The sequence below is a fragment of the Halomonas sp. genome (assembly GCF_033549285.1).
In the GTDB taxonomy this organism is placed as follows: Bacteria; Pseudomonadota; Gammaproteobacteria; order Pseudomonadales; family Halomonadaceae; genus Halomonas.
In genome coordinates this window covers 1-16,298 of record NZ_JAWSUJ010000100.1, presented here as the reverse complement: position 1 = coordinate 16,298, position 16,298 = coordinate 1, and the positions used below count along the sequence as shown (strand labels likewise).

At 49.4% G+C, this 16,298-nt stretch carries 16 protein-coding genes and 2 pseudogenes; 8 read left to right on the top strand and 10 right to left on the bottom strand.

What is annotated here, in order from left to right; translation table 11 throughout:
* The first annotated feature begins 601 nt into the window (after positions 1-601).
* The 5 genes from SCI24_RS17700 (at position 602) to SCI24_RS17680 (ending at position 8,088) form a co-directional block, all read left to right on the top strand.
* A complete protein-coding gene (locus tag SCI24_RS17700; RefSeq protein ID WP_318726630.1) occupies positions 602-1,336 on the top strand; it encodes a hypothetical protein in 735 nt (244 codons plus the stop codon).
* Between the two features lie 32 nt (positions 1,337-1,368).
* Positions 1,369-2,982, top strand: a complete 1,614-nt coding sequence (locus SCI24_RS17695) for a hypothetical protein (RefSeq protein ID WP_318726629.1) — start codon at positions 1,369-1,371, stop codon at positions 2,980-2,982.
* Positions 2,983-3,139: 157 nt separating this feature from the next.
* Positions 3,140-5,857 carry a CHAT domain-containing protein gene (locus SCI24_RS17690; RefSeq protein WP_318726628.1) on the top strand — a complete coding sequence of 906 codons (2,718 nt, stop codon included), beginning with the start codon at positions 3,140-3,142 and terminating at the stop codon, positions 5,855-5,857.
* A gap of 24 nt (positions 5,858-5,881) precedes the next feature.
* The gene (locus SCI24_RS17685; RefSeq protein WP_318726627.1) at positions 5,882-6,568 is read left to right on the top strand and encodes a hypothetical protein; all 687 of its coding nucleotides are present in this window, start codon (positions 5,882-5,884) and stop codon (positions 6,566-6,568) included.
* Between the two features lie 122 nt (positions 6,569-6,690).
* Positions 6,691-8,088, top strand: a complete 1,398-nt coding sequence (locus SCI24_RS17680) for a DUF2235 domain-containing protein (protein WP_318726626.1) — start codon at positions 6,691-6,693, stop codon at positions 8,086-8,088.
* A gap of 162 nt (positions 8,089-8,250) precedes the next feature.
* Here SCI24_RS17680 and SCI24_RS17675 read toward each other — a convergent pair whose 3' ends face one another.
* A complete protein-coding gene (locus SCI24_RS17675) occupies positions 8,251-8,754 on the bottom strand; it encodes a hypothetical protein (RefSeq protein ID WP_318726625.1) in 504 nt (167 codons plus the stop codon).
* A gap of 475 nt (positions 8,755-9,229) precedes the next feature.
* Here SCI24_RS17675 and SCI24_RS17670 point away from each other — a divergent pair.
* Positions 9,230-9,446: pseudogene (locus SCI24_RS17670) on the top strand (IS5/IS1182 family transposase); the annotation flags it as partial.
* Positions 9,447-9,476: 30 nt separating this feature from the next.
* On the opposite strand, the gene SCI24_RS17665 reads toward SCI24_RS17670, so the two are convergent.
* The 6 genes from SCI24_RS17665 to istA form a co-directional block, all read right to left on the bottom strand.
* Positions 9,477-9,605, bottom strand: coding sequence for a hypothetical protein (locus tag SCI24_RS17665; protein WP_318726624.1), 129 nt, complete (start codon positions 9,603-9,605; stop codon positions 9,477-9,479).
* Positions 9,602-9,910, bottom strand: coding sequence for a transposase (locus SCI24_RS17660; protein ID WP_412930119.1), 309 nt, complete (start codon positions 9,908-9,910; stop codon positions 9,602-9,604). Before SCI24_RS17660 ends, SCI24_RS17665 begins: the two co-directional genes overlap by 4 nt.
* A 135-nt stretch (positions 9,911-10,045) precedes the next feature.
* Positions 10,046-10,192: a hypothetical protein gene (locus tag SCI24_RS17655; protein WP_318726623.1), complete on the bottom strand. Its 147-nt coding sequence runs from the start codon at positions 10,190-10,192 to the stop codon at positions 10,046-10,048.
* Positions 10,193-10,225: 33 nt separating this feature from the next.
* Positions 10,226-10,378, bottom strand: a complete 153-nt coding sequence (locus SCI24_RS17650) for a hypothetical protein (protein ID WP_318726622.1) — start codon at positions 10,376-10,378, stop codon at positions 10,226-10,228.
* A 617-nt stretch (positions 10,379-10,995) separates the two neighbouring features.
* Positions 10,996-11,751 carry an IS21-like element helper ATPase IstB gene (gene istB / locus SCI24_RS17645; protein WP_318726621.1) on the bottom strand — a complete coding sequence of 252 codons (756 nt, stop codon included), beginning with the start codon at positions 11,749-11,751 and terminating at the stop codon, positions 10,996-10,998.
* Positions 11,752-11,767: 16 nt separating this feature from the next.
* Positions 11,768-13,306 (bottom strand): IS21 family transposase, encoded by a 1,539-nt coding sequence (istA, locus tag SCI24_RS17640; RefSeq protein ID WP_318726620.1) that lies wholly within the window; start codon positions 13,304-13,306, stop codon positions 11,768-11,770.
* A 248-nt stretch (positions 13,307-13,554) separates the two neighbouring features.
* Between istA and SCI24_RS17635 the strand changes: the two genes are divergently transcribed.
* Entirely contained in the window at positions 13,555-13,971 is a 417-nt protein-coding gene (locus tag SCI24_RS17635) for a cupin domain-containing protein (protein ID WP_318726619.1), read from the top strand.
* A 385-nt stretch (positions 13,972-14,356) separates the two neighbouring features.
* Here SCI24_RS17635 and SCI24_RS17630 read toward each other — a convergent pair whose 3' ends face one another.
* Positions 14,357-14,692, bottom strand: coding sequence for a hypothetical protein (locus SCI24_RS17630; RefSeq protein WP_318726618.1), 336 nt, complete (start codon positions 14,690-14,692; stop codon positions 14,357-14,359).
* Positions 14,693-14,953: 261 nt separating this feature from the next.
* Between SCI24_RS17630 and SCI24_RS17625 the strand changes: the two are divergent.
* Positions 14,954-15,163: pseudogene (locus tag SCI24_RS17625) on the top strand (transposase); the annotation flags it as partial.
* Positions 15,164-15,506: 343 nt separating this feature from the next.
* Here SCI24_RS17625 and SCI24_RS17615 read toward each other — a convergent pair.
* Positions 15,507-15,851 (bottom strand): glutathione binding-like protein, encoded by a 345-nt coding sequence (locus tag SCI24_RS17615; RefSeq protein WP_318726617.1) that lies wholly within the window; start codon positions 15,849-15,851, stop codon positions 15,507-15,509.
* Positions 15,852-15,877: 26 nt separating this feature from the next.
* Positions 15,878-16,298, bottom strand: a 421-nt coding sequence (locus tag SCI24_RS17610) for an IS630 family transposase (RefSeq protein ID WP_318726616.1), incomplete at its 5' end; no start/stop codon positions are given.

The window sequence follows — 16,298 nt, the reverse complement described above, 5'->3', positions numbered from 1 at the left end:
CATTAGGATGGCTTCCTTACGTTCTGCGGGGTAACGCACGTTGATCACCTCTCAATCCGTTTAGGTGACAACTACGTTGACGCAAAGGGTCGAATATCGGCCACAAACCGCCTAACGGAATGTTTGTGGCTGGTTAGGAGAGGTGGCATCTAGGACTCTAGATAAAAAACAAAGACTTACCACGAAAGTCTTCGCCGTCATTTTGAAAAATGACATAAGTGGTAGTAAAAGTTGCTTGCAATTTTTCTACCAGTAGTCTGTACTCCTAATGAAAATAAATGTCAATAATTGTTTTTCTAATGAGCTGTTGAGAAAGATTCTAGCCAACATAGTAACCAAACCAGACCAACCGCGCCTCACCGATTATCATCTGATTGAGCCAGTATTTATAATACTATAACATTATAGATGGCACGACCTGGGAGTAAATATCAGCCTGAAAGATAATTAAAAAATATAGTATTCGACGACTACTTAGCCTTGTCACGTGAACGAACAGAAATATACTCCAGCCTAAAGAATTCACGAAACGGAGTTAGCTTTACTATCTGCTGTAACTTTGTTAGAAATTTTCTTAAAAATAATCAAGAGGATGTCAAAAATGACTAAAATCCGGGGAAGCTTGATAGAAGCAAACAAAAATGAGTGGCTCCATGATGTAGGAGAGCTATATGTTCAAGTCAAATTAAGCACAGAAGACGAAAATGTAAAAAAACTTAATGAAGGAAAAAGTCAACCCGTCATGTTAGGTGATGTGGTTATACCAAGTAGTGGAAAAGGATTCCCGAACGCTGTTATTGTCGACGCAGGATCGAATATACAGTTCATTATGCGATCAAAAGGGCCTCGAGGTTTTGGATATCATGTCAAAACAGCAAAGGAAACCATAGCACAGCTTTACTGTTGTGATACTAAAGACAAACCAAGTGGTGAGTCAAGAGTTCGCTTGGCATATTATTACAAAGATAACAAAATGTATAATATAAAGGTTGATGACTGGAACACAATGGGTGTAGCTCAAGATAAAGATCTAAGAGAGCAATATTGGCAGTGTAGAATTGTTACGTGGCCAGTTTACGGATTCATGAAAGATGGCAAAAGCTATGGGACGCCCCGTGAAGGTACCGCAGAAGTAGACGTCAAAGGTGGAGGGGCTCATTCTGGTGATGCAGTAGACAGTAGTGTAGGAAGAGTAGACAAGATTAAGGAACCAAAAGACCCAGAGAATAATAATAATGGGTATTTAACCATGAATTTCTTTGTATTTAAGGATCCTGAAGCGAAGAAAGCATTTTACGAAACATATAAGACAGGAAGTTCTGACGATTTCATATGAAGTGTGCTTAAAAATTTATGGAGGTAGGGGAAATGACAATGATTATAATATGCGTGGAAGGGGAAAAGGCGGCTATTCAATACGACGAAAAGCGATCTCTGTCGGAACTGAGAGCTGAATATCCAAATGATATTCCCCCCAATGGTGTATTCATGATTCAGGGTGCTCCTCTTGTAAAGTCACATGAGAGTTCTGTGACTATCAAAGAAGCCCTTGATGACGGTATGATAACCATTTCCGTGAAGAAAGAATCTTCTAGCGGGAATGAAGAGCCACACCAAAATGAAAGTATAATGATCGCATTGAAAAAGGGCGATAAGCAAAAATCTGTTTCCTTTAACCCAGATAAAAATCTTTCTAAGCTACGTTCCTCACTTTCTGGATTTATGCTTGAAAAAGATTTATTTGAATATAAGGGTGCGCCAATTGCTAAAGACCAAGAGAGCAAGATTACTGTCAAAGAGATTCTTGATAAAAACACATTGTCAATTAAGTCTGGTAAAAAAGAAAGTGTAGTGAAACCTGGGAAGCCTGGAAAAGCAGACACGAGTTCAGTTGAACCATCAAAGACGGAATGGACCTTAAAATCAGATGATGATAAAGATGCCACTCAGGCCTTAGATAAACTTGATGAAGAACGTAGTGCCGCTAAATCGGAAGGCTTGGAATACTACTATGAGTTGAATAAAAAGGACAAGAAAAAGCTAATTCTAAAAAAATTGCAGATAAATCATGGTCTATTGATACAGCCTAAATCATTCGATAAGTCTGTTAAGACGCCTCGAGAGTTGTTGGGTGAGCCAATCTATACAATGCCTGATACAGTATTAGATATGGATAAAGACTTATCATTCTCAAAAACCACGCATGAAGTTAGGAAAAGGTTTTCTCAGAATGCAAAAGGATCCGTAGGTGTTCCGGGGTTATCAGTTAGTGCATCGTATAGTCACGAGAAAGAGTCACTTCACAGTACAACTGAACAACGAGTATATCTTCTTGTAAGTGAGGATGTGCCAAAAGTTATTTTGAGTATTTTGCCAGAAAATATTAGAATCACTGGCGAATTTTCGCATGCGATAGATTCTGTTTTACAATCTTCTGAGAGTAATGAGATACAAAAGTATTTTGATCTTTTAGGTGTTCTGAATGAATATGGGTACTTCATGCCGATGAAGTTTGTACTTGGGGGGCAGATATGGGCTGAAGATACTAAAACAATTAAACAGGAAACGAATGCCGAAAGAGAGATGGAGTCATTTGCGGTAGCCTTTGAAGCAGATCTTGAAGTTAGTGGTGCCCCCGTACAGATAGGTGGTGGGTACGGCCAGCTTAATGAGGAACAGAAAAAAGATGTTCAACAGGATGCACAGCGCCGGATTAGTAAGAGGTTTCGTGGTGGTGATCCTGCGGCTTCTGGTAAGCCAGCAACATGGATAGCTTCGTTAGCTAAATCTAATAATTGGGATGTTATAAGATATCTCGAACTCAAGCCAACTTTAGACTTGCTTGATGACGCTCAACGAAGTAAGTGTGCCGAAATAATTAACAAACATGCACCTCATCCAGAGACCCATAAGTTAACTGCTTTGGATATGGAAGGCTATGCAGCAAATCTCAACGCAGGATATAGTGATGATTTTGTCTGATATTAATTTTTTCGTATAACTTTTTGCCATATGTGCTAGATAATAAACTCAAATCAAGGATGATTTTTATCAGTCTACAAGGTAAATTGTTAGTTAACAAGCACGAAGGATGGTGAGTTATTAAATTGAATAATGCCACAGGATTGTGGAGTTTCCAATGCAAAAAATAAAAATATCCATAGCCCACGGAAGTGTGGGGTTCTCACCATACCCCGTCATGGTTGGGCACTATCAGGGAGACACAATAACTAGTGTTGAAAAATACCTAAACCGATGCCTTAACGAACGTTTGGGTCTGAAGAGCAAGTTAGGCTTATATCCAGGCCCACTAGAAAGTGTTGAAATTTTCCTGAACACTGAAAGCAATGCCAAACCAGCGGGTGGTATTATTGTAGGGTTGGGGCAGGCTGGTACACTCACTCCAGTTGATTTGATTAAAACTGTGTGCCATGCCGCACTCCGTTATGCAACAACTTTGTTGGAGCAAGATGGTGCGAGTACTACACACGGATCAAAGAGCTTTGTTCCAGTATCGCTGACATCAGTACTTATAGGTTCCGGTCCTTCTGGTATATCAGTAAAAGAGTCTGTTAAAAGTATTCTCCAGGGTTTATCACAGGCAAGACTGATACTTGATGATAAAGGATATTCACAATCTGTTTCGTTCATCGCATTTGAGTTTATGGAGTTGTGGGAAGACCGGGCAATATTGGCTGCTCGAGCATTAGAAGAATTGCGGATAGACCCAGATTTTCAGGAATGTTTTGATTTTGGATCCATAAATATAAGGTGTTCTCCTGGTAGACGAACAAGGGTGGTCTTTAAAGAAGAAACCAATTGGTGGCGGCGACTTAGAATACTGGGAAAGAGTGAGGGAACTCTTGGTTTTAGCCTTTTAACTGATCGCGCACGCACTGAAGTATCCCTTATACCGGCTCAACGTGCATTAGTAGACCAGTTTATCAAAAAGGCTATCAGTCACACAGGCAATGAAATAAATTTAGGTAAGACGCTTTTCGAACTCCTGATACCCAACTATCTCAAGGATTTAGCATCCAAACGGGAGAATCTGGTTTTGTTGTTGAACCAGAATGCTGCCCGTTACCCATGGGAGATGCTTCAGGATAGTCGAAGCACGGATAAGCGTCCGCTGGCTGTGGAAGTAGGAGTACTGCGTCAGCTTGAAACACCTGTGTTTAGAGACAATGTTTTTTCAACTTTAGCCAACACAGCCCTTGTGATTGGTGATCCCAAAAGTCCTCTCCCAGATTTACCATCTGCACAGGAAGAAGCTCAGTTAGTACGAGGAGCACTTTTGTTGAACGGATATGACGTAGTTTTTAAACAATGTGCATCTTCACTAGAAATAATCGAGTCTCTCTACTCAAGAAACTACCGCTTCTTGCACCTCACTGGGCATGGTGTATACAGGCAAAAAAGCATGGGTGTGGATGATGTAGTTAGCGGTATGGTTATTGGGGATGGTCTATTTCTCACCCCGAGTGAAGTTGAACAGATGCGTACTGTTCCCGACTTAGTATTTATAAACTGTTGTCACCTCGGATATATCGAGGGAAATGAGGATAAGAACTTTGACTACGGTAGTTTGGCTGCTAATTTAGCTACTCAGTTTATACGCATTGGTGTCAGGGCCGTTGTTGCTGCTGGTTGGGCTGTCGATGACTCTGCGGCAAAAACCTTTGCAGAAACGTTTTATAAAGAACTTCTTACAGGTGCGAGCTTTGGAGCTGCTGTATTAAAAGCACGCCTGCGAACGTATGAACAACATCCTGGAGTAAATACTTGGGGCGCATATCAGTGTTATGGAGACCCTGGGTATAGCCCTGTGCAGGACGCTTCGCAAGAGTTGGAAGTTAAGAGACCTTCAGGCTTCCACATGATATCTGAAGCACAAGCCGAGATTCATAATCTTTTGAATGATGCAGCTACAGCTTCAAGCGATGAAACCAAAAACCTTATAGCAGATTTGAAAAAGTGTGAAAGTGAGATTCCATCAGGATGGTTAAATTCTGGAAAATTGCGTGCCGAGTTTGGATCTGCATACGGAGAACTTGGCATTTTGTCTGAAGCTATTACTCATTACAAGGCAGCAATGCTTACGGAAGACTCTGACATCTCTTTCCGCTCTGTTGAGCAGATGGCAAACCTTCAGAGTCGATGGGCAGTTCACCTATGGAGAGAAGCTCACACAACAACCAATGATGACGACGAACTCCGGGCTCGAGATGACTTTCTAGTTGAAATTGATGAAGCGATAAAATTATTGGAGATACTTTGTTCAATAAATCTTACGAGTGAACGACTTAGCCTTTTGGGCAGTGCCTATAAGCGAAAGGCCATTATAAGCTTAGGCGATGAACGTGTAAAATATATTGTAAAAATGCGCGACATGTTTAGAAAGTCTTATGAGTTAAAGAAAGAAAAGAAAGATGATGATGATTTTTATCCATTAATTAACTGGATAACAGCAGAAATAGTACTATCATGGCATAATTCTGCACAAGGAACAAAACTCTCTGCTGAGTTACTCAGTCACTTACACAAATCAGAAGAGATGGCTAATGAGAGAGAATTAAATAACCCTAGTTTTTGGAGCGCGATTACGGCTGTTGAATTTTCTTTAGTCCTGCATCTATCAGACAGGAGTCTTTCCGATCACGTTGATGAAATCATACGTGGATATACAGCTGCATATTTACGTAGGTCCACTCCACGGCAGTTTAATTCCGTCCTTGAGCATCTTGAGTTTTTTTATGAAACCAGTCCTTTATATGAAGATGATTTAAAATCATCAATGAGTGATCGCGAGAATGTTGGAATAATCTTGCGAGAGTTGCGAAAGGCATGTGCCTGACCTACTTATATAATGGTGGTGAGCATGTACGACAATATTACTACTTTCGTGTATGAGGCGGAGCAGTGTGGAGACTTATGCTATCCAGATTCATCATTGGAGATTGAGAACTTAAACACTGCTTATTCTATATATGATTCAGCTAAAAAAGGAACCACATTGTATGATGTCGATGATAATATAATTTCTTTTGGTGTCACAGTAGTCGGCAGGTTGGCTTTGAAAGTCAGAGCTTACAATTCTGCGATGGAAGAAGAATGGGTATGGGTTCCATCTGACGAAAGCTTTCCAAGTATTGATGAAATATTAATTCAAAATCTGGGGAAAATGTGTGAAGAAACTAATAACACAAGAGGCAGTATTTTGGATGCAAGTCGTTGGACCTTGATAGCCAATGATGCATGGTTGTTGGGTAGTATGCACGCAATAACTTCTTTTCATTTTGCCTCTCCTTTGTCGTGGAGCAATCTCTGGGATAAAGATTTACAGCGTGTGACTGTCACTGGAAGGGAACTTATTGGAATTATAGGGCATGGGTACAAATTAACCAGGCCAAATCCGAAGCTTGAACTGGTTGCTGTTTGTGAGAACAAAGATTTAGCCATGGCGTCGTCCTTACTCTCATATAAAGATAAATTGCACCGACATGGATCATACAGTGCTCTAAGGGAAGTATATGATTCGCTTCCCTCTGAGTTTACGAACTACTAGACAAAACTTCTCTTATGTTTTTTTACGTCTTAAGTTGTGAAGGTTTAGCTAAGATTTTAATTTAGAGACGTGTTGGGTCAGGGTATAAAGCGGTTGTAGTATTTTAATTAAGGAGAGGTAGAGTGGCGAAGAATATTGTTATTTTTTCTGATGGCACAGCAATGGCAGGTGGCCGGCGGCCTGATCAGCTACTTAGCAATGTGTATAAACTTTACAATGCGTCGCGTCCAGGCGTTGAAAGCATTATCGATCCCGCAGAACAGCTCTGTTTTTACGAGGCAGGACTTGGAACGAAGGAGATTTCCGGTACACCATGGTTTCGCCCGCTAAGCTATGCCCGGAAATTTTTGAGTCTTGGCCTTGGTACTGGACTGATGTCCAATGTATCTGATTGCTACAAGCTTATCTTGAAATATTACGAACCAGGTGATCGTATTTTTTTGTTTGGCTTCAGTCGCGGTGCTTACACGGTAAGAACTCTTTGCAGCGTGATGAATCTCTGCGGCGTCCCGACACATGATTTGGATAACTCTGATTTGCCAAGAGGAGGAAAAGCGCTTTCCAGAATTGCCGATGAAGCCGTTTTCAAAGTATATGGACATGGAGCTGGTAAAAGTCGCGAAAAATATGAGACTGAACGGGAGGAACTCGCCTCCCGTTTCCGTCAAAAATATGGCGCACAGGATGACCTAATCGAGAACAAAAGGGGAAATGTAGTGCCATACTGTGTCGGTGTTTTTGACACTGTTGCTTCACTAGGTGCTTCGGGAGTGCGGCGGGCTGCGATCTTAGGTCTATCAGGGGTTGTGTTAGCCTTTTTCTCGTTTATTGCAGTCCACGCGCTGAATTGGCTGTTGCCTATTGATCTTTCGGATTCCTTTTTGTTGTTTTTTTTCTGTATAGTACTGGTTTCCACTGCAATAAATTTCAAGTCGCAATACCGATCAATCCGTGATTTTCCGGAACGAGGTGATCATAAGTGGCACCTAGCAGCCTGGAGGTTTCGAGATTACGACATGTTTCTTGATCCTCGTGTCCGCTATGCAAGGCATGCGATTGCTCTAGATGAAGAGCGTTGCAGCTTCTCTCGGGTCGGCTGGGCGCGTGAAGCTGATGTTCAGAACGCGCCTGAAGATTGGTTGGTGCAGAAATGGTTCCCAGGAAATCATTCTGACATCGGCGGAGGAACATACCCCGAGCCCGAGTCACGGCTTTCCGACATCTCGCTCCAGTGGATGCTTGATGAAGTGACTGCACTACCAGATGGTCTTAAGATCGATAAATCTAAGATTAACCTATTCCCCGACCCCACAGGGGTGCAGCATTGTGAAGTGAGGGCGGTAAGAGACATGTATCCACCCTGGGTGCCCATGAAATTCCGGATCACATGGCGACGAGAACTGCGCTCTGGGGTGACACGCGAGGCTTGCCACGAAAGCGTTTTTCGACGTATGTACGAAGAATATGTTTACCGTAATGGCGATAAAATTAAATATCGACCTGCACAGTTGCATGATTAATCACATATTTTGCATTAGAGATTAAATACACTATTAGTGGCCACTTCGTTAACGTAGTATACTGCAACGAGGTGGCCAGTGGGGAGAGAGCTATCCTGACGAAACTATGCGAACATGCTATCCGATATCTTTTAATTCAATTCGAATTCAAGAATCAGGGATTTATCTAAAGTCTTGCACGAAGTCTGGCATATCGCTTCCCATAACCTTCTTCACTCTTGCATCACTATCACACCATGTGAAAAAGGCACTACCTTGTCGGACTGCTTTCTTGATGTCACTTTCATCCATGTTGCCACCATCGATCCATACAATCTCTGCATCTGGAAAATTATTTGCCAAGTCGATAACATCCCTCTTTTCACTTGAATTAAAATCACGACACCAATCTCCGGTGATGTCACCGTGGTATCCTACATAAACGGTTAATTTTTCTACTGCTTTCAGAGCCCTAGAAGCTGGCATTAGCTTATTTGAAAACTCTTCAACAGTACTTTGTCCCTTATTGGTAAATATATTATTTTCGTATTGGGCAATGTTACCATTTGCCTCTGCCTGGCTAACAATAGCAGCTGAGAGAGAGGCTAACAAAGCTGCAATAAAATAAAGAAGAAATTGAGCGACACCATTTTTGGAGTGTTGACTTTTGTCAGTTGAGACAAGCATTTGTTTTCTCCTTGTTTTTTAATAATTTCTTGCAATGTCTAACTTGGTTCTAGTTATGTTATGCATGATGAGGTGAAACAAATATTCCTGAGCTTATTGTGATAATGATTTCCTCAAAAAATGCTGATTTTGAAGGAGGGTTAAACTAGCTGAGAGATTGCATTAATGCTAGCTAGCACATTTTTCATTCACTACTGATGAGTCACCATGGTCACACATGAATTACGATAGAGAACGCTCACGCATTATATATTAGTCAAGTTTTTTGCTTAACGCGAATGGTATTTTTTGATGGAGAGAAAAATTCTTCTTTCGGTTGAGGATCCCAGGTGAGGCCTGACCTGCGTCTCCAATTTGTAGCCGGTAGAGTCGAACGCCGCATTAATTTTCCCATCGCTTCGTGTTCGACACCGGCCAGGTAGAACCTTGATTTCTGCCATCTGCCTAACTGAGCTAGTCGATGAACCATATCTAGATCTTCCAAGCTGAGTACCAGATCAAGAAGAATGTTACCCGCAGAGAGGGCTCCTGGCCCAAATGGATGCCCAGGTGCCATTACAACTACTGATCGACGCACTGTCGCCGTCCTACTACTCGAACTCGGCGGGGAAGGGGGACGTCCCCATCGGCCTCGAGCGCATCTGCGCGTCTACTTCCTCCAACAGTGGTATGCGCTGGCCGACGAGTCGTTGTAAGATGCTATTTATGGGTTCTTCGTCACTTCATGTGGATTTGGCCTGATCCAGCAGGCGGCTCACTGGGCTGCCGATCAGGTCGATCATCGCGATGAAATCGGCCTTGTTTCGGTATCCACGGGCGCGTGAACGTGCCGCCTGGAACAAGCCATTCATCCCCTCCAGCGTGCGCTCATCAGTCCCGAGATCCAGCGCCTGACAACTGCCTCTGCATGCCGCTCCAACGTTGCCAGAGGTTTGCCCATCGGCTTCAGCAGTGGCTTCTCAGCCACTGCCGCTTTCATGACCTTGAGATGGTTCCTGATCCGCCACCGAGCCGTCCGGGGCGTTGATGCCTTCTGGATCCAGCGCAGCTTCTCCTTGATCACCCATGCATTGGCAGTCGCACTCTGATCGGCCACCAGCTCGTGGAGCGCTGTCAGCTGCTTGGGCGTAAGGTTGCCGTTATCCAGATTCTTCAAGACCGCTCATTGGAGGGCTCTGGAGGGGCGGCGCCCTTTCTTGGGTACCTCGTCCAGCGCCTTGGTTAAGGTCTGCATGATGTGGAACCAGTCAACCGTCACGTCGAAGTTGGGGGAGGTTCTCGGCCACGCCGCTTAGGAAGGCTGAGACATGTCGCAGACGACCTCTACCACGTTTTCCGCGTCGCCACTATGGATCGCCAGGAAGGCGCTGAAGGCCGTGATGGCGGCCTTGCCATGCCCAGGCACGGCGAAGATCGCCGGTTCCTGATGACGCTGCATGTCGAGGAACACCTTGACATTGCGCTGACCGAGTCATGAGGCCGTATCGTCCACGCCGACATCGGTCACGCGTGACAGGTCCGGCTCGCCCAGCATGCGACCCACGTAGTGGTGCACGATGCACCACAGGCGCTTGTCAGGGATCTCCAGTTGCCGGGAGATGACCAGCACCGGCATCACTTTCACGAGCGCATGGTCGCCTGCTCGGACAGCAGGGTGAAATCTCTGCCGGGCGTTGAAGTCACCTTTTTGCACTGACGCCATGGTAGGAGCACTTGATGCGCTGCAAGAGGCGTGGAGGTAGCAGTGATTCAGGGAGAGGTCCGGGTTCCGACAGGTCATGGCGGCAAAGTCGTGCGGCTGCCAGGCTTTGCCGCTCTTTGGGCAAGGGTAGAGGCAGCCTTCCTCGGTCGGGACATAGAGACCGGGGCTGTGGGGAGACACGGAGGTATCCAGGCGTTGGTCCTAAAATACCCAGAGCACTTCCGGGCTCAGGAAAAGGCTGAGTGTCAGAATCTCGGTTCCACCCACGTCATTTCTCCAGTCGTCGTGGAGGTCATATCCTAGTCCAGTCAATTGGGCCAATTCTGCACCCAACGGCAAAGAGCAAAATAGGGAGATCTTGAACCGCTGGACTATAGTTGTTGATGAGAGCGCAGTGCACCTCTGCTGCGTCGATATTGCTTGATCATGCTCTGCCCTGACGGGATTGCGTATTCCGGCGAACGTGACCGGTCATTCCGGCGATCGTGACCGATTTGCTCACCGCTTTCTCGCTGGCTCTGGTTTTGTAAGCTGACCGGTCACGATGGGTCAACTTCTGCCGCTTGCGGGGCGGCGTTCTTGCGCATCGATTCTCCTCTGAGTGTCAGGCGGTGGGCGCTGTGCAGCAGCCGGTCCAAGATGGCGTCAGCCACCGTCGCGGCGCCGATGTAATCGTGCCAGTGCTCGATGGGCAGCTGGCTGGCGATCAGTGTCGAGCCCCGCCCATGCCGGTCCTCGATCACCTCCATCAAGTCCTGGCGCTGCGGCGCGGTCATCTTCTGCATGCCCCAGTCGTCGAGGATCAGCAGGTCGGTTTTCTGCAGCTGGCCCATCAGCCGGGCGTAAGAGCCGTCGCCTTGGGCGATGCGTAGCTGCTCGAACAGGCGAGGCACCCGCAGGTAGCGCACCGAGTAGCCTTGCCGGCAGGCCTGGTTGCCCAGCGCGCAGGCCAGCCAGGTCTTGCCGCACCCGGTGGGGCCGGTGATGCACAGGTTGAGTGACTGGCCGATCCACTCGCCGCTCGTCAGCGGTGCCATGCGGCCCCGCTCCAGGCCCCGGGGATGGCGGTAGTCGATGTCCTCGACGCAGGCCGTCACCCGCAACTTGGCGGCCTTCAGTAGCCGGTCGAGGCGGCGGTTATCGCGATGCAGGACCTCTCGGTCGAGCAGCATGCCCAGGCGATCCTCGAACGGCATGTCGTAGGTATCCGGCTGGGTGAGCTGGTGAGCCAGGGCGTCGTGCATACCGGTCAGCTTGAGGCGGCGCAGGGTGTCGAGCAGGGGCTGGGTCATCATCGGTCGTCTCCTCGGGTCAGTGGTAGTACTCGGCACCGCGCACGTTGGTGTGGGGCGGCAGGTCGTCAAGCGCCTCGGGGAGCGTCAGCATCGGCTGCTGATCCAGCCCCTGCTTGAGGATCGAGGCGATGCTGGCGTAGCGGGTGGTGGGGATCGCCAGGGCATGGGCGCAGGCCTGCTCCAGACGGGCCTTGCCGTAGCGCCGGCTGAGCTGCAGCAGGCCCAGGCAGGCACGGTAGCCATGCTCGGGATGGGGGCGGTCCTGCAGCTGCCGCTGGGTCATCTCAAGGGTGGCGACGCCGATGGCCTTCGCCCACTTCAGGAAGCGGCTCGGCGACCAGTCGCGGTGGGCCTGGTGGCGCTTGGGCATGTGCTCGGCCAGGGTCGAGAAACGCCCCGGCGCATGGCGCGGGTGCGCCGCCACCCGGTGCCCCTTGTGGAACACCTCCACCATGGCGTGGGTCAGGCGCACCTCCAGCACCTGGCCGACCAGGCTGTGGGGGACGCTGTACAGGCGCTTGTCGAGGTCGAGGTGGTAGTCGATGCCGGGCTTGGCCTTGCGCCACTCGGCGTACTCGTAGGGCGTCTCTGGTAGGGCGCGCAGCACCGGCCGGTCGATGGCCACGAACAGGTCACGCCGGCTCTCCTCGCGGCCCTGGAAGGGTCGGCAGTTGAGGTCCCCCAGCAGCGCCCGGATGGCCTGGTTCAGCGACGCCAGCGTGAAGAAGGTGTGGTGGCGCAGGCGGGCCAGGATCCAGCGCTCCACCAGCAACACCGCGGCCTCCGCCTTGGCCTTGTCCTTGGGCTTGTAGGGCCGCGCCGGCAGCACCGCGACCTGATAGTGCCGGGCCATCTCGGCGTAGGTCGCGTTGAGCTGGCTCTCGTAGCGACACGCCCGCGTCACGGCGCTCTTCAGGTTGTCGGGCACCAGTAGCTCGGGGACACCGCCCAGGAACTGGAAGGCGCGCTGGTGAGAGGCGATCCAGTCGGGCAGCGCCTGGCTCCAGGTGGCCTCGGCGTAGGTGTAGCTGGACGCCCCCAGCACGGCGACGAACACCTGGGCGTTGCGTACCTCGCCGGTGGCCTGGTTGATGATCGGCACGGTCGGGCCGCAGTAGTCGATAAACAGCTTCTCGCCGGCGCGGTGGACCTGGCGCATGCTGCGCCGCTGGCGGTTCCGCCAGGCGCGGTAATGGTCGCAGAACCGACTGTAGCGGTAGGCCTTGTCGCCGTGGACCTCGACATACTCCGCCCACAGCAGCTGCAGGGTCACGCCCTTGCGCTTGAGTGCCTGGTGGACCTGGAAGTAGTCCGGTGCCGAGAAGCGCATCGGCGGCGACTTGGCCGGGAACAGTCGCGCCTCCAGCGCCGCCTCGTCGGTGCCGTCAGGCAACGGCCAGCTGATGCCGGCCACCTGGGCCAGGCTGACGTACTTGCTGACCACGCCCTTGGAGAGGCCACAGGCCCGCGCAATCTTCTCGTGGCTGAGGCCGGCGTCGTACTTGAGGCGCAACACCTCGGTGATGGTTCGCATGGGAATCCTCGGTGCTGGCATGTCCCCCTCCAGGGCAAAGGCAAAAGGAGGGGTATGCCGTAAAAGTCCGAATCATTCCAGCGAGTTAGGTGAGATTCCGGGAACGTGACCGAGGATTCCGACATCGTGACCACGGATTCCGGGAAAGGGGCCGAAATCGGTCACGATGAAACGGAATGGCCGGTCACGTTGGCCCGGAATGGTCGGTCACGATAGATCGGAACGGGCGGTCACGATGGCGCGGAATACGCAGGGATAGGAGGAATACCATGAAACTGCTGACATGGGCGGCTGGTGCCGCCTTAGTAATTGCATCATCCTGGAGTGTGGCTCAAGACCTAACAGAAATTGATAAACCAGCTTCGGAGTTAGAAGAGGTGTTGGCACAAGAAATTGATCTTCCCCCGGGTGATCAATCTATTCGAGTGGTTCGAGTGGCGATGGATCCGCACACAGCTGCTGCTTGGCACTCTCATCCCAGCCCTGTCTATGTATATGTCGTCGAAGGAGAAGTGACGCTTGAGGTGGAGGGCGAGACCAAGACGGTAAAAGCGGGAGAAGCGGTGGCAGAACCTTTGGATGCCCGGATGCGGGCAATAAATACGACCGATCAGCCGGCGCGCGCGGTGGTGTTCCAGATCAGCCCGAAGGAGAAGGCGTTCTTGGAAGAGGAAGCGAAAAACTAAACATTAAGATATTGCCGTTGGTATTTTTGGAAGGAGCGCCTACTGGCGCTCCTGTACTAGGTGATGGTGCTGGCTAAAGGCCAGCACCCGTGCCAAGGTCGAGCACACGTTTCATGTCGACAAGATCCTGTGACGATACCTGAAGGTTTGCTATCTGGGGCTGGCGCAAATCAGGCGCACCTTTCTAGTCTGTTCGGACTGGAAAACTTGGTTCTCGCAAAGTGCAGTGAGGGGCGTGTTGACGGCACCCGAGTGCCATAAATCTGGCCTGGCAGACGGATAATCTGGCTGCCAAGGTAAATTGACCAACTGAAATGGTTAGAAAATGAATGTTGATTCGGTAACTGTGCCCTCCCAACATTTCAGCGGATCTGCGATGAATTGATCAGCGGCACCTTAATTCAGGAAGAAGACTTCTCGTCCAGCTAATTTCGTCATATATCTGATGCAGTAGTTCACGTGAAGTCGTGTCGTAACTATCTACAAGGCCAGCCGGATTGATGAAAAACATGCTGCTGTTCTCTTTGTTAAATATAAAGCGTATCCCTCCAATGTCCAAATTGTCTTCTATATCTCCAAGGTGTACATCAAGAGTTATTAAGCTTCCATTATGGAAAAGCCCGCTTGAATCGTGCTTGACGCAGCACCTAAGGAATTTGTAATCAAGCTTCTCACCTTTGAATGTTATTTCTTCATACATTTTAATGGTGATTTCTCTCATGTTCCACCTTTTCGAGGGTTGTGAGCTTTTGCAATTAACTCTATGTCTTGTATTCATTAAGACTCAGTGCTTGTTCGTTAATATTTTCAGCTCCTTATGGGCGTGTCAACAAAATTTTTGGATAGGATTTTGCAATGGAATTTATTCATGTACCATGGCGTGGTTGAAGCTTTGCGCGAATGTAATTTATTATTTGAAATATTAAATCGTGGGCGTTGGACTTTCCAAGAGTTAATGTCCCACTAGCAGTGTGAGAGAGCGATAGTCGATGCCACCATCGTGGCGGCCGCGCCCTCCACCAAGAACCAGGCCAAACAACGAGACCCGGCGATGAAGCAGACCAAGAAGGGCAACCAATGATATTTCGGTCTGAAGGCCTATAGCGGCGTCGATGCCGTCACCAGCCTGACCCACAGTGTCGTCGCCACCTCGGCCAACGTAGCCGATGTCACCATGCCAGACACCAGCCTCATGCCAGTCTTTGAGGTGAAACCGGAGCCGTACCCCATTTCCTGAGGCAGGATATCCCACGGGATCCCCGCCTTCAGAACGAAGAGGAGCCCGGTCAAGGCGGCACGGTTGCAGATGGGAGGAGCGACCACGCAGCTGTGGCTGCTCCGATGGCAGAAGCGGCTCCTCGATCTGCCAAAGTCGTCAGATACGATCTTCTTGGCCATACCAACAGGCGGGGGATGTCACTGGCGTGCATCAAGGTTTTGAAAAACGCGCTGATTGTCACCATCTTTGCGTGCGATTCGCACTCTATTTCCGGTCCGGCGGCTGCCGCCGCAGGCGCGAGAGGCAAGGGCAGAAGTTATTGCGCCGGCGCGACCAGGCCGCGCTGTACGGCAGGGCGCTCGAGGAAAGCGGTGAGCACTCGATTGACGTGCTGGAAGTCGTCGATGCCTACCAACTCGCCCGCCTCGTAAAAGCCGATCAGGTTACGCACCCAGGGCCAGGTGGCAATGTCGGCGATCGAGTAGGTCTCGCCCAGCAGCCAGGCCTTGTTTGCCAGGTGGGCGTCCAGCACGCCGAGCAGGCGCCGCGATTCGCCCACGTAGCGGTCCCGGGGGCGCTTGTCCTCGATCTCCCGGCCGGCGAAGCGGTTGAAGAACCCGACCTGGCCGAACATCGGGCCGACGCCGCCTTTCTGGAACATCAGCCACTGCATCACCTGGTAAGTGATTATGCATAATTAATCGTGCGCTCCGTGCCGTAATCCCCGAGCAGGCGATGGACCTCAGCGCAGAGCCGATCAAACGAGAGATAGGCCCCCAAGGGCAGCCAGTAGTATTTGATCTGTCGCCAGAGGATCTCGATCAAATTCAGTTCTGGCGAGTAAGCGGATAGGTAGACCAGATGCACGCGATGCGACATCCACGTCAGAATCTTGCGCTTAAACGCCTTGGAACGATGCATGCTGGCATTGTCCAGCACCACCACGGCGAAGGCATCGGGATCTTTCTGAGCCACAAACTGATCAAACGCCTCGATGACTGTCTCCGTGGTGACCGACTCGGTGGTCGTGTGGTAGACCAACTTCCCTTTTCGGCTCACGAACCCCAGCACGTTCAGCCTATGGCTATGTGAGTACGCCGGCACCTCC